The sequence below is a fragment of the Promicromonospora aerolata genome (assembly GCF_042682255.1).
Lineage (GTDB): Bacteria > Actinomycetota > Actinomycetes > Actinomycetales > Cellulomonadaceae > Promicromonospora > Promicromonospora aerolata.
Genome location: NZ_JBHUHF010000001.1, coordinates 1,863,306 through 1,881,979 on the forward strand (window position 1 = coordinate 1,863,306; position 18,674 = coordinate 1,881,979).

The window sequence follows — 18,674 nt, forward strand, 5'->3', positions numbered from 1 at the left end:
ACGCCATGTCGGTTTCGTCCATCCCTGAGTCCCAGGAGCTGCACACCCACGGACCCGCCTCCCTCACGGAGAGCCTCACGTCGATGTTCCAGACCGAGGCCTGGCCTGCGGCCGACGGCGACTCCCGGGTCGCCCGGCAGCTCCGCGAGATCGGCGTCGACGTCAGTGCGGTCTGGGCGGCGTCCCGCTGGAACATGGGCGAGGACGGCGAGGCGCCGAACCGCCGCCACCCGCTGCCCGGGGACCCCAGGGGGCCGCAGACCGCCGCCGCACTGACCGCCGTCGTGACCCAGCCCCGCGCCGCCGCCCTGCTCGGCGTCTACCTCTGGTCACAGGCGAGCGACGCCCTGCAGTACACCTTCCGGCACGGACGGATCATCGTCCCCCTCCGCGCCTTCGTCGAGACCTGGGCGGCCTGCCGCGACCGCGCGCCGGACGACGTCTGCCGGGCCGAGGGCGACGCCGTCGCCGTGCTGCTGCGCACCCTGATCACCCAGATGCACACCTCGGCCGCCCGCAGCGCGGGCAACCTCGCCCGCGTGGCCGACGCCGCGACACAGGCCGGCGAACGGTGCACCGACCTGCTCCGGGCCGCCCGCGCCATCCCCGACCTGGCCTCCCCGTTCCGCCTCGCCCTCGTGCCACAGGCCGTGACCCGCATCCGCTACTTCCGCGCCCTGGCCGACGCCGCCCGGGCGGCCGACGACGCGATGACCGGCGACCCGGTGCGCCTCGGTCCGGCGCTGGAAGGCCTGCGCGCCGCCGAGACCGACCGGCACCTCAACTACATCCTGGCCAGCGAGCTGCGCTCCTACCGGATGCACCTGACGGAGCTCCACCGCAACCTCGACGCCACCTGGCTCACGCTCGACCGGCTACGGACCGTCTACATCTACCCGTTCGGCCTGCGGGACATCCGGCCGTCCGCCGCGGTGGCAGCGATCCGCACCCTCGCCGACCGCGACGAGCGGCCCCGGCTGCTCGGCGTCCAGGCGCTCGCGGTACGTGGCCGGCTCAAGATGGACGATGTGTGGGCGAGCGTCGACCGGGCCGCGCGCCCCTACGGCGGCGTGTCCATGTCGATGCCGAACGTGCGCCTGGAGCAGCCCGACGGGTCGTTCATCGCCGAGCTGTCCTGCGATGTGCGGTTCACCGAGTTCGGCAACCACTACGTCCGCTTCCGGTACTCCGCACAGGACCAGTCCCCGCAGCAGGTCCGGGACGCCCGGTTCCGGCTGTCCAACCTCCACGCCGACATCCGGGTGCGGTGGATGACTCCGGACGGAGCGCCCGTCGACGTCGACCACGGTGACGGACCGCCGCCGGAGCGGCTGTTCGACCTGGCCGACCTGCTCCAGCGCGCGACGACCGACCTGGTCCGTGCGGGCACCGAGATCGCCCAGGGCCGGGCGCACGTGGTCACCACCGTCTACGAGGCGAGCCGGGGCCGTGGGCCGGCCGCCGCCCCGGCGGAGCGCACCCCGGTCAACATGGGCGACGAGCTGCTGGCCGCGTTCGGCTCCCAGGTGCTGCTCCAGCCCGTCTCCTACGGCACCGCCACGCTGTGCGACTGGACCCTGCGCCAGCGCAACCCCGTCCTGCTGGAGGGCGTGCGCCATCTGGGCGACGTCGTGGCCGTGGCCACCAACTCGACGACCGTCGCGCTGGTGGGCACCGCGCACTTCAAGATCTCCCAGTACGGCTCGCTCGCGGAGTTCGTCGCCAGCCTCAACGGGCTGTTCAGCGCGTGGAACGCGACGCTCGCGGATCACCTGCGGCTCGTCGCCACCATGCTCGCCGACCACGACGTGAACAACGGCGCCGACCTCGCGGAGCGCAAGGAACGCCTGACGCGCGAACAGCTGCGCCTGCACGAGTTCGCCTCGGAGGTGCGCACCACGCTGACCACCATCACGTCACCCACGTTCCTCGCCTCCGCCCTGGAGTCCAGGATGCTGAACCAGCTGCTGCAGGCGTCGCACTTCGAGCAGCAGGCCGCCGTGGTCACCGAGCGGCTACGCGAGCTGCTGCAGGAGCCCATCGCCGCGCGCCTGGCCGCCCTGGAGCGCCTGCACGGGGACCGGGAGCGGGCCGCCGAGGCGAAGCGCGAGCGCGGACGCCGTCGGCTGATGGACGGCACGCTCTCGGCCATCACCGTGTTCGCCGGGGTCTACGCCCTGATCGGCACCGTCCAGGTCGCCCTGGACGCCGCGCTGATCGACGGCGTCCAGGCGGTCGCCGCCACGGCCCTGGTCACGGTGGGCGCCCTGGTGACGGGCATCGCGGTGTTCAACTGGACGCGGGGCCGCTGAGCCGGCGGCGCGCCTACCCAGCGATTCGGCCCGAAACCTCGGAGATTTCCGGCCCAATCACTGGGTAGCGCGCACTGGGTAGCACGGATCTGGCCCAGATCCACTAGCCCGCCAGGAGGCGCTCAGTCAGGGTCCACAGGCGCCGCGCCGACTCCGGGTCGACCGAGTGGGACACGACGTCGGCCGTGATCTCCTGCGCCGTGGGCGGCGGCTGGTCGTCGTCGAGCTGCGAGACGTCGCTGTTGTTCAGGTAGAGGCCCCCGATTCCCACCAGCAATGGGCTGGTGGCGCCGAACACGATGGTCGCGGCGCCCTGGGCCTCCGTCTTCTTGCCGCGTTCGGGGTCGATCACCGGCCGGCCGGCGTCGTCGATGAGGCCCTGGGCACGCTGCGCCTCGACACCCACCGCGCTGTTGAACGACGTCGTGGCGATGACGCCGGGGTGCGGCGCGAAGGCGCGGATGCCGTCGCCGGACCAGCGCCGGTCCAGCTCGACCGTGAACAGCACGTTGGCCGTCTTGGACTGGGCGTAGGCAAGGCCCGGGTCGTAGCCGCCGCGCGTGAAGTTCGGGTCGTCCCACAGGATGTCCGACATCCGCTGCGCGCCCGACGTCGTGGTGACGACCCGAGCACCGCCGGCGGCGCGCAATGCGGGGTGCAGCCCCAGGCTGAGCTGGAAATGACCGAGGTGATTGGTCGCGAACTGCGCCTCGTAGCCGCGTCCGTCCCGCACGATCTCCGCGGGCGCCGGATAGCCGGCGTTGTTGATCAGGATGTGCAGGGGGCGCCCCGACCCGAGGTAGCGCGCGACGAACACGTCGATGGACGCCGGGTCCATGAGGTCGAGCCGGCTGACCTCGACCCGGTCGATGCCGGCGACGGCTGCCGCCGCGCGGTCCGTGTCGCGTGAGCCGACGGTGACCGAGGCGCCGGCCCCGGCCAGCGCCCGGGTGGCGACCAGGCCGAGTCCCGAGTGCCCCCCGGTGACGATGACGTTCTTGCCGGTCAGATCGAGGCCGGCCAGCACGTCGTCGACCGTCGAGGCCGCTGTGAACCCTGTCCCGATGGGTTGTTGCTGGTGCGTCATGACAGTTCCTCTCGCGTGGGACGCCGTGCGGCCCGGCCGTGCACGGTCAGGCCGCCGCCCGCTGGTCGGCGGGCCGACGGCGCAGGGGCGCCTGCTGGAGGGCCGGCGGGTCGTAGGCCATGTCGAGGCGGCCGACGTCGGTGCCCGGCGGGACGATGGCGTCGATCCGGTCGAGGAGCTCGTCGCTCAGGGCCACCTCGACGCCCGCGAGCGCGCTGTCGAGGTGCTCCATGGTGCGCGGGCCGATGATCGCGGAGGTGACGCCGGGGTGGGCGATGGCGAACGCCATGGCAAGGTGGTTCAGGGGCACTCCGGCCTCCTGGGCGACCGGGATGAGCTGTTCCACGACGTCGAGGCGGTGCTCGTCGCGCAGGTGCTCGAACCCGTACTGCGCGCGGTGCGTGTCGTTGGCCTGACCCCTGCGGTACCGACCGGTGAGCAGCCCGCCGGCCAGCGGGCTCCAGACCAGGGCGCCCATGCCGTACTGCTGGGCGACGGGCAGCACGTCCCGCTCGATGCCGCGGTTCAGGATGGAGTACGGCGGCTGCTCCGAGCGGAAGCGCTCCAGCCCGCGCCGCTCGGCCACCCACTGCGCCTCGACGATGTCGGCGGCCGGCATGGTGGACGAGCCGATGGCCCGCACCTTGCCGGAGTTGATGAGGTAGGTCAGCGCCGCCAGCGTGTCCTCGACGTCGGTCTCGGGGTCGGGCCGGTGGATCTGGTAGAGGTCGATGTGGTCGGTGCCCAGGCGGCGCAAGGAGTTCTCGACCTCGGCAATGATCCAGCGGCGGGAGTTGCCGCGGTGGTTGGGGTCGTCGCTCATGGGCAGGTGCACCTTCGTGGCCAGCACCACGTCGTCGCGCCGGCCCTTGAGCGCCTTGCCCACGATCTCCTCGGACTCGCCGTGCGAGTAGGCGTCGGCCGTGTCGATGACGTTGATCCCGGCGTCGAGGGCCTTGTGGATGATCTTGATCGAGGCGTCGTGGTCGGTGTTGCCCACGGCGCCGAACATCATCGCGCCGAGCGCGTAGGGGCTGACCTTGATTCCGGTGCGCCCGAGGTTGCGGTACTGCATGGAGTCCTCCTGGGGTTCGAGGTCTGGTGAGCGCATGCGCGATGTCGTAGACTCGACCTAAGCGGAACGCTCTTCCAGAAACTATATGGAAAGCCTTTCCGGATAGCAAGGGATCGGAGCGAAGTGACCCAGAACACAGCGCCGCGGCCGCGGCGCGCCGACGCGCGGCGCAACGTCGACGCACTGCTGGACGCGGCCAAGGCCGCCTTCGGCACGTCCGGCGTGGACGCGCCGGCCAAGGAGATCGCCGACCTGGCGGGCGTCGGGGTGGGCACGCTGTACCGGCACTTCCCCAAGCGCTCCGACCTGGTCAAGGCCGTGTTCCAGCACGAGGTCGACGCCTGCGCGGACGCCGCCCCGGCCCTCGCCGAGGTGCACGAGCCGGTCGAGGCGCTCGAGAAGTGGCTGCACCGGTACACGGAGTTCCTGGTCACCAAGCGCGGGCTCGCGTCGTCCCTGCACTCGGGCGACCCCGCGTTCGACGCCCTTCCCGCCTACTTCCTCGGGCGGCTGGGCCCGGCGCTCGGCTCGCTGCTCGACGCCGCGACGAAGTCCGGCGAGATCCGCGCCGTGGCCAGCCCTAAGGACCTCCTGTACGCGGTCTCGAAGCTGTCCCTGCCCATGGAGGACGAGGAGCCGGGCCACGGCCGGCGCATGCTCGATCTACTGGTCGACGGGCTGCAGCACGGTGCGGGCTCGAGCCCGTCCGGCTCCTGAACGGCGGACTGCGGCTGAACGGCGGACTGCGGCTGAACGGCGGACTGCGGCTGAACGGCGGACTGCGGCCCTGACTCGCCGTACCGAGTACCGCGAGTCAGGGCCGCAGTCCCCGTGCCCTACCGCCCCCTCGACCCGGACACGTTCCGCACACCACCGTCCCGGCCCTAGGGTGGGTCCGTTGGCGCGGGGCGCCGGGCGACAGCCTGGCTGAGAAGCACCCGTGGAACCTGATCTAGGTAGTGCTAGCGAAGGGACGCCTCATGGGCTCTGCTCTGCCCCACGCCGTCGTACGGACCCGCCCGCCCGGTCATCCGGTCGTGGCGCTGACGATCGCCGGTTCCGACCCCTCCGGCGGGGCCGGGATCCAGGCCGACCTGAAGACCTTCGCGGCACTCGGCGGCTACGGCTGTGCGGTGCTCACGGGCCTGACGGCGCAGTCCACGACCGGGGTGGCACGCGTCATGCCCGTGCCCGGCGACATGGTGACCGCGCAGCTGGCGACCCTGTTCGCCGACGTGGCGGTGGACGCGGTGAAGATCGGCATGACGACGGACGCCGTGGTGGCCCGGGCGATCGCGGCGGCCCTGCGCGAGCTGCGGTCCGCCGGGCCCGCGCCGTACGTGGTGCTCGACCCGGTGATGGTCTCGACGTCGGGCCACCGGCTCCTCGCGCCCGACGCCGAGGCGGTGCTGCGCGACGAGCTGCTCCCCCTGGCCGACCTGGTCACGCCCAACCTGCCCGAGGCAGCCGTGCTGCTCGGCGTCGAGCAGGCGAGGGACGCCACGGAGGCCGCCGACCAGGCACGCACGCTGCTCAAGCTCGGGGCCCGGCTCGCCCTGGTGAAGGGTGGGCACTTCGGCTCCGCCGAGTCGGTGGACCACCTCGCGGCGCCGGACGGCGTCGTCGCCCTGGCCGCGCCCCGGATCGCCACCAGGAACACCCACGGCACCGGCTGCACGCTCAGCTCGGCGTGCGCCGTCCTGCGGCCGCGGTACGACACGTGGGAACCCGCGGTACGCGCCGCGAAGGACTACCTGACCGGGGCCCTCCGTGCCGCCGACGACCTGGTCATCGGCGGTACCGGCACGGCGCCGGGCCCGTGGGACGGGCACGGCCCGGTCAACCACTCCCACGCCGCCCGGTGAGTACCGGACTCAGCGGGCGGCGCTGAGGACCTCCTGCGCACGGCGACGCGCCCAGGCGTCGGCCTCCAGCACTCCCTCGACCGACGAGGCGTCGCCCGCTCCGGTCGACGCGTGCTCCTCCACGACGGCGGCCACGGTGTCGACGATGTCGAGGAACCCGATGGCACCGTCGTGGAACGCGTCCACGCACACCTCGTTCGCCGCGTTGTAGACGGCCGGGTGGGTGCCGCCCGCCGCACCCACCTGCCGGGCCAGACGGACGGCCGGAAAGGCCTCGTCGTCCAGGGGGGTGAACTCCCAGGTGGCGGCCTTGGTCCAGTCGATCGCCACGTCGACGTCCGGCAGCCGGTCCGGCCAGGACAGGCCGAGCGCGATCGGCACCAGCATCCGCGGCGGCCCCGCCTGCGCGATGGTGGAGCCGTCGGCGAACTCGACCATCGAGTGGATCATCTGCTGCGGGTGCACCACGACGTCGATCGCGCTGAACGGCAGGTCGAACAGCAGGTGCGCCTCGATCACCTCGAGCCCTTTGTTCACCAGGGTCGCCGAGTTGGTGGTGACCACGCGCCCCATCGAGAAGTTGGGGTGCCGCAGGGCCTGGTCCGGCGTCACGTCCCGCAGCTCGGCCCGCGTACGCCCCCGGAACGGGCCGCCGCTCGCGGTCACGACCAGCTTGCGCACCTCGGCGGCGGACCCCGAGCGGAGCGACTGCGCGATCGCCGAGTGCTCCGAGTCCACCGGCACGATCTGCCCCTCGTGCCGGACCGCGGCCTTGACCAGGGCGCCGCCGACCACGAGCGACTCCTTGTTCGCGAGCGCCAGGCTGGAACCGGCAGCGAGCGCGGCGAGCGTGGGGCGCAGACCGACCGACCCGGTGATGCCGTTGAGCACCACGTCGCTCCCCCGGCCCGCCACGTCCGACGCGGCGTCGGGTCCGGCGAGCACCTCGACGCCGTCCGCCCCCGCCTCGCGGAGCAGGATGGTCAGGGCGGACCGCGCGGCGGCGTCGGCCACGGCGACGGCGCGGACGCCCAGGGCGGCTGCCTGCCGGGCGAGCGCCGGCAGGTCCGAGCCGCCCGCGGACAGCGCGTCCACGCGGAACCGGTCCGGGTTGCGCTGGATGACGTCGATCGCCTGTGTGCCGATGGACCCCGTGGAGCCGAGAAGGGTGACGCTTCGCATGGGCCCCATCCTGTCAGCCCTCGCTCGGCTGCTCGGCACGGCCCCGGCCGAACATCCGCCAGCCGCGGACCACCCCGCGCGGGTCGGGGACGGGCTCGTCCGCGGCCTCGAAGCCCGCGTCGTCGTCGAGGGCGACGACGTGCAGGCCGAAGTCCGCCAGGATGACCGGGATGGCACGGATCGCCGCACGGTCCTTCTCCCGGTCGTGCTCCGACAGGTCCTCCCACGGACGCAGGTCCGGGTGCAGGCGGCGGACGTCGTCCCGCTCGGGTCCGTAGGACCAGCCGGCGGCCACCTTGTCCGCCATCCACCGTGCGTGCTCGTCCACGGCCCGCGCGTCCACCACGGGCTCGGGGATCCGGCCGGGGTCGTTGTCGCCGGCGGGCGCGACGGTGCAGCCCATCTGCCGCAGCCGGTCGGGGATGGCGCGCACCTGCGCGCGGTTGGCGGCTCGCAGGTCGTCGGAGAGGTCGGCCCACGAGACCATCGCGGGGGTGCTCTGCCAGGCGACGCCGCGCGCCCGCTGGTTGCGGAGGTAGGTGAGGTGGGCGGACACGGCCATCAGGTCGTAGACGTCGTCGTGCACCAGCACGCCGGGTGCTGTCGCCTTGCGCAGCAGGGTGCCGGGCTCGACGACGTCGAGCCGCCCGCCGAGGTCGTCCAGGATCGCGTCGTCGTGGGTGCCGAACAGCCCGCCCAGGCCCGCGAGCCGGTTGAGCCGGAGCACCACGGCCCCGTCGCCGGCGCGCCAGAGGTCGCTGTCCCGCAGCGCGCTGCGGAGCGCGTCGCCGTCGTCGTCGTGGCACACGTAGACCCGCCCCGGCGTGCCGACCGCCCGCACCTCGGCGAACGTCTCCACCGGCACGAGGCGGCACGCCGCCCGCACACTGGGCCAGCGCGCCCGCAGCGCCCGGGCCGCCTCCCGGGCGCCCGGCCCCACCAGCGTCACCGTGAGGGGCTCACCGTCGGGCGCGATCTCGACGCTCCGCAGGCGCGCGAACGCGACGACGAGCGCCCGGCCGAACGTGCCGTGGCCGACCACCGAGATGTGCGGGGCGTCGCCGCGAGCGGCGGTCTGGTCCCGCCGGGCCAGGGAGCGGGCCACCAGCTCGCCCAGCGTGAAGAAGTCCACGCCCGGCTGCGGATGGCTCAGGTGGCGGGCCTGCAGGGCGAGCGCGAGGTCGGGGTCGCTGACGTGCGCGTTCAGGCGGATCCCCGGCAGGTCGGGATCCCGGTCCGCGCGGTGGGCCACCGCCACCGTGAGCACGTTGACACCGGGCTCGAGGTCGTCGGCCTCGCAGGCGTAGAGCACGGCGGCACCGGACACCCCGGCGTTGCGCAACGACTCGGCGTCCCCCGCTGCGGTCCGCGCGACGAGCGCGCCCCGTGCCGCGAGCGCCTCGGCGATGACCCCGGCGGCGGGCGTGCGGCCGACGACGATCGCGTGCCCGCGCATCCGGCGCGTGCGCATCAGCACGAACTGGTCGGCGAACAGCGAGCGCACCGCCTCGAAGACGGCGTAGCCGGTGGCGACGGGGGCGAGGAAGCGTGCTGCCTGGAGCTGCCAGGGCAGGTCGCCACCCTCGTTCGTCGCCTCGGCGCCGAGCACGAACAGCTGGACGGAGTAGTAGACGACGTCCCACGCGGTGGTGCCCCAGGCGAAGTCCGGGGACGCCCGGTAGACCCAGAAACCCCACAGCCCCAGGGCAAAGGCGACACCGAACAGGACGGCGAACGCCACGCGCACCCACGACCGGCGCACCCGTGGCCGTCGCGCGTCCCCCCGGGGGACCATCAGCTCCGGTGCCATCTCGTGCCTTCCTCGTCCGAGCCGCGATATCCGGCCACACCCGCGCCTAACCGTGCAATTCACCTTAAAGGTGGTTAGCGTCATGACCTGCGGCGACACGACCCACCGGGACGGTACGTTTCTCGGTCCACCACCTTCGCCGAGGAAGGGCTGCGGGAACGAGGATGACCGACCGGACAGGACGTTCCCTACGCCCTGTCGGCAGAGCGCGCCGTGAGCCGCGCGCCTTCCGGTACGACGCCTTCCTGTCCTACAGCCGCGACTCCGACGGTGAGTTCGCGCCGGAGTTCCACCAGCAGCTGCTCGACTTCGACAAGCGCGACGACGTCCCCGACCTCAACATCTTTCTCGACCGGACCGGGCTGGCGAACAACTCCAGCCTGTGGGACGCGATCGAACGCAACCTGGAGCGCTCCGAGTACTTCATCCTGTTCGCCTCCGAAGGCGCCGCCAGCTCCAAGTACGTGGCCAAGGAGGTGGAGTGGTGGCTGGAGCACCGCAGCATCGACACCCTCCTGATCGCGATGACCAGCGGCAGGATCGTCTGGGACCAGACGGCGAACGAGATCGACACGATCAGCAGCACCGCGCTCCCCGCACCGCTCGCCGAGGTGCTCGACCACGAGCCCAAGTGGACCGACCTCACGCGGCTGCGCCAGCGCCGGTTCTGGCGGCACCACCCGGACCGGCCGACGGCGCTCGCCGAGCTCGTCGCTCCGCTGCGCGGCCAGGTCAGCACCGAGGAGGTCCTCAGCGCGCACATCGCCCGCCAGAGCTCGGCGAGCGTGCGGGGCCGCCTCGTCAACCTCGCGCTCGGGGTGATGCTGGCACTGTCGATCGGCGCGTTCGCGTTCGCCGAACGCGAGGCGGACCGCGCGAACGACGCGGTGAACGCCAATGCGGCGCACCTGCTCGGTGCGACGTCCCACGTGGTGCACCAGGACGATCCCGCGACGGCGCAGCTGCTGGCCGTCGAGGCGGTCCGGCGGCTCCGGGACGGGCAGACCCGCACCGCCCTGTTCAACGCGGTGACGGCGAACGACCCGGCGGACCCGTACCTGCTGCGCACGGTGGACCTGCCGGGCGACGCCGAGCTCGCCGACGTCGCGGCGACCACCACCGGGATCGTCGGCCGCACGAGCACCGGTGACCTCGTGCGGTGGAACCCCGACGACGGTGCGCCGACCGTGCTGCACGGGGACCGCACCCCGTTCTCCCGGGTGGCGGCACGTGCGAAGGGGTCCGCACAGGGCGGGACGGTCGTGGCCGGGAGCGCGGACGGCTCGGTGGTCGCCGCGGTGGACGATCTCGGGGTGACGGTCGGCCGGTTCGGGCCGCTGCCCGATGGCAGCACCAGCCGGCAGACGCACCTCGACCTGGCGGGCACGACGGCGGTCGCGATCACCCCCGACGGCGGCCTGCTGATCGTCGCCTGGCACGACGCCGACACCGGGCGGAACCGGATCGGCAGCATCACGCTCGCCGACCGGGACCTCGCCGTGCTGGAGTCGGAAGGGGACCCGCACCGGCCGGACGAGCAGCACCTGGCGTTCTACGGGCTGGCGAACACCCGGCTCGCGGTCACGTCGCTCGCCGTCGGCTCCAGTCGCACCCTGGCGGCCGCGGACACGGCGGCGGGCGCACTCGAGGTGCGCAGCCTGGACTCCCTCGCGCTGAGCGAGGCCGGGTCGGTGGACCTCCCGGCGGGGGCCGTCCCCTCGCCCTCCCTGCGGGACTGGGCGACCCTGGACACCGAGGGCGACGGCACCACCGTGACGGTGCACCACTCGGCCGACGGGTCGACACGCTCGGCGAGCTGTCCCGTCCCCCGTGCCTGGGCGGACCCGAAGATGGTGGCGGTCGACGACGACACGACCCGCGCCCTGATCTCGACCGACAAGGGCCTGGTCGCGTGCGAGATCCACGGCGGCATCGGGGAGCACCGCACCTGGCACCTGTCCGGCGTGCGCCGGCCCGGCCCGCCGGTGCTGGTCGGGGTGGAGCGCGTGGTGGCGGCGTCGGGCGGGCGGATCGCGTTGTGGAGCACCGCCGGCACCCACGGCGACGCGCCCCTGCCGGCCGCGGCGGGGACCGCGGCGGCCGCGGGATCGGCCGGGCCGACGCCGGTCCTGGCCACCCACCGGGACGAGTCGACCGAACCGGCGCGCGTCGCCATGTCGTGGTCGGACGGCACCGTCATGATCCACGGCCTCGGCACCGTGACCCTTCCGGAGGACAGCACCGACGTGGACAGGCCGCTGCTCCCGGTCTGGCTGGACCGGAACCGCCTCCTGCTCATCACCCCGGAGGGCAACGCCTACCGGACCCAGGGGGGAACCGTCGCCGGGCACGAGCCCGGCTTCCGGGGCCTGGTCGTGCCCGCTCTCGACGGGCGCGACCCCGACTGCGCCACGTTCGTCAGCGCCCAGCGGACCGAGGCGCACATCCTGCTGGTCGACGCCTGCTCGGGCCTCTACCTGATCGACGCGAAGCTCGAGAGCAAGGCCCTCTACGTCCCCGGCCCGCTGGGCGACCGGCCACGGCTCGCCAGCGAGTGGGAGGAGCCCGGACGAGTCGCCGTCACCGCCGACGCCACCCGCGTCGCCGTCGCGCCCCGCGACTTCGCGCTCCGCGTCGCCGACCTGGACACGGCGGCGCAGGGCGGTACGCAGGTCTGGAGCGTGCGCGGCAGCAGCGTGACGCAGGTGCACCTGATCGAACCGCAGCAGACCGAGGTCACGCCCCGACCGGTCCGGCTCGTCACGCTCGGCGTGGACTCCGCGGTGCGTCTGCGCAGCCTGGACGGGCCGGACGACACCGTACGGCTGGGGCTCAAGGGCAGCTTCGGCGACGTCCTGGCGGTGCTGCCGGGGCCGGACCTCGTGGCCCGCAACCAGGGCCCCGAGCTGGTGTTCTTCGACATCCACACGGGCCAACGGGTGGGCAGGCTGGCGACCCGCCTCTACAGCCCCGGCGGCAGGGCCGCACCGACCGGCGTCTACGCCGACGACGGGCAGCTCATCGTGGTGCAGGACCACGGCGTCACCACCGAGTGGACCTTCTCGGACGAGCAGATGATCGCCAGGGCGTGTGCGATGGCGGGGCGGGAGCCGACCGTCGCCGATCTACCGGCCGATGTCGACCTGAGGGACGAGCCCACCTGCGGGTCCGCCCTGCTGCCGGGCGGCACGGTGGGCGCCGGCCGGAACGCGGGCTGACGCTCGCGCTCCGGCCGGGGCTCGAGACTCAGGACTCGAGGCGCTTGGCCTCGTTCTCCGTCTCGTCCGCCTCCTCGTCGCGGCCCTCCTTGCGCAGCACGCTGGAGAGCGAGCGCATCGAGACGGCGGCGTCCGTCTTCGCGAGGTCGGACGACGTCCCGCGCAGCTTGGCCCAGAGGCCCATCGCCTCCTCGGCGACCTCGAGCACCTGCGAGCGCTCCTTGCCACCGACCACGGAGGTCGTGAAGTTCTCCAGCGCGTGCTCGAGCACCGCACGCTGCTTGGTCGGGTCGTCGTCGTCCAGGCTGCGGTACAGCTCGACGGCCTCCCCGAACAGCTTGGTGGTGGGCTTGTCCTGGTCCTTCGACGCGGCCTGGCTGCCGAACGACAGCATCGCCACGGCGAGCCTCGACACCGTGCTGCCGGCCTCGCCGGGCAGCTTCTCGGCGCCCGAGGCCACCAGCTGGTGCAGCCGGGCGACCGTGCGCGTCTCGAGGTTCTCCTCGCGCTCCGAAGACTCCTGCTCCGGGGCCGCCTGCTGCTCCGGGCTCGTCTGCTCCGGGCTCGCCGTCTGTTCCGGGCTCGTCGTCTGCTCGGGACCCGCGTCCCGCTCGACGACGTCCAGCGCCGCCTGCGGCGTCGCCTCGAGCGTCGTCTCCCCTGCTGCGGTCACCTGCGCCGCCTGTGCCTGCTGAGGCAGTGCGTCCGTGCTCACTCGTTCCTCCTGTCCACGGTGCGACGAAACTACCAGAACGGGCGTTCAGTCCGGTATGCACCACGAGCCGGACGACGACGGGTGCGGAGTACCCCGGCACGGCTCCGACCCAGTACCGTCAGCGGCCATGGAGACCTGGTCCCGCGCAACTGCCCGCGAGCTCCTCCGGGAGGCACGCACCCGGCATACCCTGGGCACGAACGCACTGACCGAGCGCGGCGCGGCACCGGAACGGGTACGGACGGCGTACCGCGCGGTCCGCGACGCCCGGGTGCTGGCAGAGCTCGCCGAGGTGCCCGTCGACCGGGTCCGCGAGGTCAGCACGGGGCGCGTGCGCGTGGGGCCGGTCGAGGCCGCCGGATACCGCACGGTCGCCCACGTGCTGGGCGCCGGCACGCGGGAGCTCGACGCGATCGACGGCGTCGGACCCAAGACCGCCCGCCTGCTGCGCGAGGCCGCACAGCAGATCTTCGACGCCGTCGACGAAGCGCTCACCTTCCGGATCGAGGCCGACCCGGCCGACCCCCTCGTCACCGACCTGGTGCGTGCGCTGCACACCCACGAGCAGGTCGCCCGGTTCTTCGACGCCTGGGGCGAGCGGCTCGACGTCGACGTACCGCGGCTGGCCCGCCTGGCCGAGGTGGGCGCCCTGCGCGGCACCCTCGTCAAGCGGCTCTTCGCCGGCCGCGAGCGCACGGCGGCGGCGGACACCGCCCTGACCGGTCTCCGGGCCGCCGTCGACGACCTGGACGCGTCGGGCGTCACCGATGCCCTGCGGCGACTGGACGGCACGCCGGCCGGGACGTCGGACGCGGAGGTGTGGCAGGACTACGAGGCTCGTGCCGCCGCCTACTACACGGCGCTGGGCGAGCTCGTCGACCTCGGCGTCGACGTGGAGGCCGCGGAGGGCTACCTGCCCGAGGAGGTCGTGGACCAGGTCACGGCCCAGGACCTCGACACCTCGCTCCTGACCGTCTCCCTGCGCGGGTACCAGGCGTTCGGCGCCCGCTACGCGCTCGTGCAGCGCCGCACGATCCTGGGCGACGAGATGGGGCTCGGCAAGACCGTCCAGGCCATCGCCGCGATGGCACACCTGGCCGCCCGTGGCCGGCGCCACTTCCTGGTGGTCTGTCCCGCGAGCGTCGCCGCGAACTGGGCCCGTGAGGTCGCCGCGCACTCGCGGCTGACGGTCCGTGTGCTGCACGGCGACGACCGCGACGCGGGCATCCGCGCCTGGGTGGCCGACGGCGGCGTCGGCATCGTCACGTTCCCGCAGCTCGGCCACCTGCGCGCCGACGGGATGCCGCGGCCCGCCCTGCTCGTGGTGGACGAGGCGCACTACGTGAAGAACCCGCGGGCGCAGCGCTCGGAGCGCACCGCCGACTGGGCCCGCACCGCCGAGCGGGTGCTGTTCATGTCGGGCACGCCCATGGAGAACACCGTGGACGAGTTCCGCAACCTGGTGCACTACCTCAAACCCGACGTCGCCGACTCGATCGATCCCGCGGCCGGCCTGGCGGGCGCCGCGGCGTTCCGCCGGTCCGTGGCGACGGTGTACCTGCGGCGCAACCAGGAGGACGTGCTCACCGAGCTGCCCGAGCTGGTCCAGGTGGACGAGTGGGAGCGGTTCGGCAAGCACGACGGCGCCGCCTACCGGAGGGCGGTGCTCAAGCGGTCGTTCGCCGACATGCGCCGCGCGGCGTTCGTCCAGGCTCCGGCGCCGACGGCCAAGCTGGTGCGGCTGCGCGAGATCGTGGCCGAGGCGATGGACAACAACCGCAAGGTCGTCGTCTTCTCGTTCTTCCGCGACGTGATCGAGACGGTGCTGGCCGAGCTCGGTCCGCTCGCCGTCGGGCCCATCACCGGTTCGGTCCCCGCCCGACGGCGGCAGGAGCTGGTCGACGAGTTCACGCGGGCGCCGGAGCCGAAGGTGCTGGTGAGCCAGATCGAGGCCGGCGGCGTCGGGCTGAACATCCAGGCCGCCTCCGTGGTGATCCTGTGCGAGCCGCAGGTCAAGCCGACCGTCGAGGCGCAGGCGATCGCGCGTGCGCACCGGATGGGCCAGGTCCGCACCGTGCAGGTGCACCGGCTGCTCGTCGAGAACAGCGTGGACGAACGGCTCCTGGAGATCCTCGGCACCAAGGCGGAGCTGTTCGCCGAGTACGCCGGACGCTCCACGGTGGCGGTGGCGCCCGGCGCCACCGACGTGGCCGACGCCGAGCTCGCGCGGCGCATCGTCGAGGAGGAGCGGGCCCGGCTGGCCGAGCAGGCCGCGTAGGCCTCCGGATCTCTGCCCTTTCCTCGCGGTGGGCCCCGCTGCCTGCTGAGATGTACCCATGCCCAGCACAGCACTGACCAGGGGACCCACCCAGGCCTCCGAGCGTTCGCCCGCGCCCGACCTGGCACGCGGCTTCATGCTCCTGCTGATCGCCATCGCGAACACGCCGTACTACCTGTGGGGCCGGGAGATGAGCCCCGGGGCGTCGCACCCGGTCGACGGCTCGACCGTCGACCAGGTGGTCGACTTCCTCATCATCACCATGGTGGACCTGCGGACCTACCCGATGTTCGCGTTCCTCTTCGGCTACGGCATGATGCAGCTCTACAACCGCCAGGTGTCCTCGGGCACCTCCGAGGCCGCGGCCCGTCGGCTCCTGCAGAAGCGGAACGCCTGGCTGCTCGTCTTCGGGCTGGTGCACGCCGCGCTGCTCTGGATGGGCGACGTGCTCGGCGCGTACGGCGTCGCCGGTCTGCTCATGGTGTGGCTGTTCTTCCAGGCCAAGGACGTCACGCTCATCGTGTGGACGTGGGTGTTCGGCGGCCTGCTGACCATCGGCACGGCGTTCAGCGTGGTCGGGGCGTGGTTCACGGCCCAGCTGCCCGAGGACGACCCGAGGGCACAGAGCATCGCTGCCAGTATCGCTCCCGACGCCGAGTCCATGGCGCAGGCGTCCTATCTCGACTCGATCGTCGAGCGCCTGGGCTACTGGACCCTCGGCACGATGCTCCAGGGCCTGCTCGTCATGGTGGTCCCGATGATGCTGCTGCTCGCGTTCTGGGCGGGCCGGCGCCGCATCCTGGAGAACCCCGGCGAGCACCTGCCGCTGCTGCGGTGGGTGGCGGGCGTCGGCATCACGCTCGGCTGGCTGGGACCGCTACCGTCCGCGCTCGACCACGTCGGCGTCCTCGCCGTGCCGGACCACGCCGCCTTCGTGTTCTACCCGGTGCAGTTCCTGACCGGGTTCTTCGGCGGGCTCGGCTACGTCGCCCTGTTCGGCCTGCTGGGCCACTGGCTCGCCCAGCGCCGCACGGGGGTGCCGTCGAACAACCTGCTCCTGACCGACGGCCCGTTCGCGGGGGCGGTCCAGGCGGTCGGCAAGCGGTCGCTGACCTCCTACCTGATGCAGTCGGTGCTGTGCGCCCCGATCCTCGCCGCCTGGGGGCTCGGGCTCGGCCAGCACCTGACGTCGTCGACCATGCTGCTCTACGCCGTGGGCGTCTGGGCGCTCACCGTGGCGTTCTCCGTCTGGCAGGAGCGCACGGGGCGGCGCGGGCCGGCCGAGGTGGCGCTACGCCGTCTGGCCTACGGCCGGCCGGCGCAGGCGCCCGTACGGGTCCAGCCAGGGGCCTGAGCCGCGGGCCGGACGGCAGGCCTCAGGCCGGGAACGAGTCCACGGCGTCGTCCTCGCCGTCGCCGTCGGTGTCCACGGAGATCGTCCGGGTCCCGCCGGCGGTCTCCACGACGACGTCGGGCCGCCCGTCACCGTCGGTGTCGTGCAGCTCGACGTCGGGGACACCGTCCGCGTCGTAGTCCTCGAACTGGGCGTCCACCACGCCGTCACCGTCGGTGTCGGCCACCTCGACGTCGGGGATGCCGTCGCCGTCGAGGTCGTACTTGCCGGGCTTGTCGGCCAGGAACTCGGACACGTGGTTCTCCTTGCTCGTCATCGCTGCTGGGGGCTCCCCGGTCCTCTGGGGCGCTCCCCCGATCATGCACCACCCGGGGGACCGACCGGGCGGCAACGGCTGCCGCGCGACCTCCGTTCCGCTCGCGGGTGAAACAGACCGACGCATACATTCAGCACATGCTGATCCAGGTAGGCCGGGCCCGCCGCGGCGCCATGCTCCTCACCGCCACGACCTGCGCCCTCGCCATCGCGTCCGGGACCGCCGCCGCGGACCCGGCACCGGGCACCGGTTCCGGTCCCGGCGGTTCGGCGGCTGCCTGGTCCGTCGACCTCACCGTCCTCGACGCGGACGACGCCGGGGTGCGTCACGAGGCCGGGACGCTACGCCTCGACCCCACCGCCGGCCGGGCCGGCTCCGGTACGCCGGCGGTGTCGGGCCAGCTCGTCGCCGAGCCGACGTCCCTCGCTTCACCCACGAGCGTCGTCGCCGCGGACGTCGACGCCGCCGCACCGGCCGGCACGTCCGTGCTGGTCGACGTGCGCGGCCGGCTCCCCGGCCAGGGCCCCGGCTCCTGGACGGAGTGGATCCCTGCCGGATCCCCGCTCCCGGAACCGTCCGGGACCGTCCAGGTCCGCGTCACGCTCGTCGGCGAGGCTGGCGTCAGCCCGGCCGTGCGGACGGTGACGCTCACGCCCGGCCCGCGCCGGTCGCGGTCGCTGCAGGAAGCGGAGGCGGAGGCCGCGCCGACGTCCGGTGCGGCCTCCTACCGCGTGTTCGCGACCCGGGAGGGTCTGGTGGGCGGAACCACGGCGAACGGGCACGTCATCACGCCCAGAGACCACTTCGTCGCGCTGCCGTCACGGCGCGGGCTGTCGTCGAACGGCTCGGGGAGCTATTCGGTGCGGGTCTGCGCGCCGAGCACCGGGCGCTGCGCGTACGCCCCGGTCTGGGACGTGGGCCCGTGGAACACCACCGACGACCACTGGAACCCGCCCGGCGCCCGCCAGTCCTGGGCGGACCTGCCGCAGGGCCGGCCACAGGCACAGGCCGCCCACCAGGACGGCTACAACGGCGGGCTCGACGGGTTCGGCCGCCGGGTGGCCAACCCGGCGGGGATCGACCTCGGCGACGGCACGTTCTGGGACGGCGTCGGACTGACCGGCAACGCCTGGACCACCGTGACCTACCTCTGGACCGGCTCCGGGCCCCGGGGGATCGTCCGCACGAGCGGCGCGCCGCTCACCGTGCGTTCCGGTCCCGGCACCGGCCGCGCCGCCGTCGGCCAGGCGGGCAACCACGCCAACGTCGTCGTCGAGTGCACCGCACGTGGCACCACCGTCACGGGAACCTTCGGCACCAGCAGCGTGTGGAACCGGATCGGGCCGGGCAACTGGGTCGCGGACGCGTACGTCGACACGGGCTCGTCCGCCCCGGTGGCCCCTGCCTGCTGACGTCGCTGCCGCGACGAGAACGGGGTTGTGACTGCCACGCGCGTTCCGGC

At 73.3% G+C, this 18,674-nt stretch carries 13 protein-coding genes and 1 riboswitch; of the genes, 7 read left to right on the plus strand and 6 right to left on the minus strand.

What is annotated here, in order from left to right:
• The first annotated feature begins 5 nt into the window (after nucleotides 1-5).
• Nucleotides 6-2,312, plus strand: coding sequence for a hypothetical protein (locus tag ACFSL2_RS08465; RefSeq protein WP_377197431.1), 2,307 nt, complete (start codon nucleotides 6-8; stop codon nucleotides 2,310-2,312).
• A gap of 103 nt (nucleotides 2,313-2,415) precedes the next feature.
• Here ACFSL2_RS08465 and ACFSL2_RS08470 read toward each other — a convergent pair whose 3' ends face one another.
• Both ACFSL2_RS08470 and ACFSL2_RS08475 read right to left on the minus strand, forming a co-directional pair.
• The gene (locus ACFSL2_RS08470; RefSeq protein WP_377197432.1) at nucleotides 2,416-3,399 is read right to left on the minus strand and encodes an SDR family NAD(P)-dependent oxidoreductase; all 984 of its coding nucleotides are present in this window, start codon (nucleotides 3,397-3,399) and stop codon (nucleotides 2,416-2,418) included.
• A gap of 46 nt (nucleotides 3,400-3,445) precedes the next feature.
• Nucleotides 3,446-4,474, minus strand: a complete 1,029-nt coding sequence (locus ACFSL2_RS08475) for an aldo/keto reductase (RefSeq protein WP_377200789.1) — start codon at nucleotides 4,472-4,474, stop codon at nucleotides 3,446-3,448.
• A gap of 123 nt (nucleotides 4,475-4,597) precedes the next feature.
• Here ACFSL2_RS08475 and ACFSL2_RS08480 point away from each other — a divergent pair, with 123 nt between their 5' ends.
• Both ACFSL2_RS08480 and thiD read left to right on the plus strand, forming a co-directional pair.
• Nucleotides 4,598-5,191 carry a TetR/AcrR family transcriptional regulator gene (locus ACFSL2_RS08480; RefSeq protein ID WP_377197433.1) on the plus strand — a complete coding sequence of 198 codons (594 nt, stop codon included), beginning with the start codon at nucleotides 4,598-4,600 and terminating at the stop codon, nucleotides 5,189-5,191.
• A 177-nt stretch (nucleotides 5,192-5,368) separates the two neighbouring features.
• Nucleotides 5,369-5,465: riboswitch (TPP riboswitch) on the plus strand.
• On the plus strand, nucleotides 5,455-6,339 hold the full coding sequence (gene thiD, locus ACFSL2_RS08485; RefSeq protein ID WP_377197434.1) for a bifunctional hydroxymethylpyrimidine kinase/phosphomethylpyrimidine kinase: 885 nt from the start codon (nucleotides 5,455-5,457) through the stop codon (nucleotides 6,337-6,339). It overlaps the preceding riboswitch by 11 nt.
• 9 nt (nucleotides 6,340-6,348) lie before the next feature.
• Here the strand turns inward: thiD and dxr are convergent, their stop codons facing one another.
• Together dxr and ACFSL2_RS08495 are read right to left on the minus strand one after the other, a co-directional pair.
• Nucleotides 6,349-7,521 (minus strand): 1-deoxy-D-xylulose-5-phosphate reductoisomerase, encoded by a 1,173-nt coding sequence (dxr, locus tag ACFSL2_RS08490; RefSeq protein ID WP_377197435.1) that lies wholly within the window; start codon nucleotides 7,519-7,521, stop codon nucleotides 6,349-6,351.
• Nucleotides 7,522-7,534: 13 nt separating this feature from the next.
• Nucleotides 7,535-9,331, minus strand: coding sequence for a RyR domain-containing protein (locus tag ACFSL2_RS08495; protein WP_377197436.1), 1,797 nt, complete (start codon nucleotides 9,329-9,331; stop codon nucleotides 7,535-7,537).
• A 164-nt stretch (nucleotides 9,332-9,495) separates the two neighbouring features.
• Between ACFSL2_RS08495 and ACFSL2_RS08500 the strand changes: the two genes are divergently transcribed.
• The gene (locus tag ACFSL2_RS08500; protein ID WP_377197437.1) at nucleotides 9,496-12,549 is read left to right on the plus strand and encodes a hypothetical protein; all 3,054 of its coding nucleotides are present in this window, start codon (nucleotides 9,496-9,498) and stop codon (nucleotides 12,547-12,549) included.
• Between the two features lie 28 nt (nucleotides 12,550-12,577).
• On the opposite strand, the gene ACFSL2_RS08505 is transcribed toward ACFSL2_RS08500, so the two are convergent.
• Entirely contained in the window at nucleotides 12,578-13,264 is a 687-nt protein-coding gene (locus tag ACFSL2_RS08505; protein ID WP_377197438.1) for a hypothetical protein, read from the minus strand.
• A gap of 127 nt (nucleotides 13,265-13,391) precedes the next feature.
• On the opposite strand from ACFSL2_RS08505, the gene ACFSL2_RS08510 reads away from it, so the two are divergent.
• Complete coding sequence (locus tag ACFSL2_RS08510; RefSeq protein WP_377197439.1) at nucleotides 13,392-15,542, plus strand: DEAD/DEAH box helicase; 2,151 nt, start codon at nucleotides 13,392-13,394, stop codon at nucleotides 15,540-15,542.
• Nucleotides 15,543-15,600: 58 nt separating this feature from the next.
• Nucleotides 15,601-16,896 carry a DUF418 domain-containing protein gene (locus tag ACFSL2_RS08515; protein WP_377197440.1) on the plus strand — a complete coding sequence of 432 codons (1,296 nt, stop codon included), beginning with the start codon at nucleotides 15,601-15,603 and terminating at the stop codon, nucleotides 16,894-16,896.
• A 22-nt stretch (nucleotides 16,897-16,918) separates the two neighbouring features.
• Here the strand turns inward: ACFSL2_RS08515 and ACFSL2_RS08520 are convergent, their stop codons facing one another.
• Nucleotides 16,919-17,212, minus strand: a complete 294-nt coding sequence (locus ACFSL2_RS08520) for a hypothetical protein (RefSeq protein ID WP_377197441.1) — start codon at nucleotides 17,210-17,212, stop codon at nucleotides 16,919-16,921.
• A gap of 137 nt (nucleotides 17,213-17,349) precedes the next feature.
• Between ACFSL2_RS08520 and ACFSL2_RS08525 the strand changes: the two genes are divergently transcribed.
• Nucleotides 17,350-18,624 carry a hypothetical protein gene (locus ACFSL2_RS08525; protein ID WP_377197442.1) on the plus strand — a complete coding sequence of 425 codons (1,275 nt, stop codon included), beginning with the start codon at nucleotides 17,350-17,352 and terminating at the stop codon, nucleotides 18,622-18,624.
• Nucleotides 18,625-18,674 lie beyond the last annotated feature (50 nt).

Coding starts and splice junctions, on each gene's coding strand:
- ACFSL2_RS08515 (WP_377197440.1), top strand. CDS start 15,601: ATGCCCAGCACAGCACTGACCAGGGGACCCACCCAGGCCTCCGAGCGT.
- ACFSL2_RS08500 (WP_377197437.1), top strand. CDS start 9,496: ATGACCGACCGGACAGGACGTTCCCTACGCCCTGTCGGCAGAGCGCGC.
- ACFSL2_RS08470 (WP_377197432.1), bottom strand. CDS start 3,399: ATGACGCACCAGCAACAACCCATCGGGACAGGGTTCACAGCGGCCTCG.
- ACFSL2_RS08510 (WP_377197439.1), top strand. CDS start 13,392: ATGGAGACCTGGTCCCGCGCAACTGCCCGCGAGCTCCTCCGGGAGGCA.
- ACFSL2_RS08520 (WP_377197441.1), bottom strand. CDS start 17,212: ATGACGAGCAAGGAGAACCACGTGTCCGAGTTCCTGGCCGACAAGCCC.
- ACFSL2_RS08525 (WP_377197442.1), top strand. CDS start 17,350: ATGCTGATCCAGGTAGGCCGGGCCCGCCGCGGCGCCATGCTCCTCACC.
- ACFSL2_RS08495 (WP_377197436.1), bottom strand. CDS start 9,331: ATGGCACCGGAGCTGATGGTCCCCCGGGGGGACGCGCGACGGCCACGG.
- ACFSL2_RS08465 (WP_377197431.1), top strand. CDS start 6: ATGTCGGTTTCGTCCATCCCTGAGTCCCAGGAGCTGCACACCCACGGA.
- thiD (WP_377197434.1), top strand. CDS start 5,455: ATGGGCTCTGCTCTGCCCCACGCCGTCGTACGGACCCGCCCGCCCGGT.
- ACFSL2_RS08475 (WP_377200789.1), bottom strand. CDS start 4,474: ATGCAGTACCGCAACCTCGGGCGCACCGGAATCAAGGTCAGCCCCTAC.
- dxr (WP_377197435.1), bottom strand. CDS start 7,521: ATGCGAAGCGTCACCCTTCTCGGCTCCACGGGGTCCATCGGCACACAG.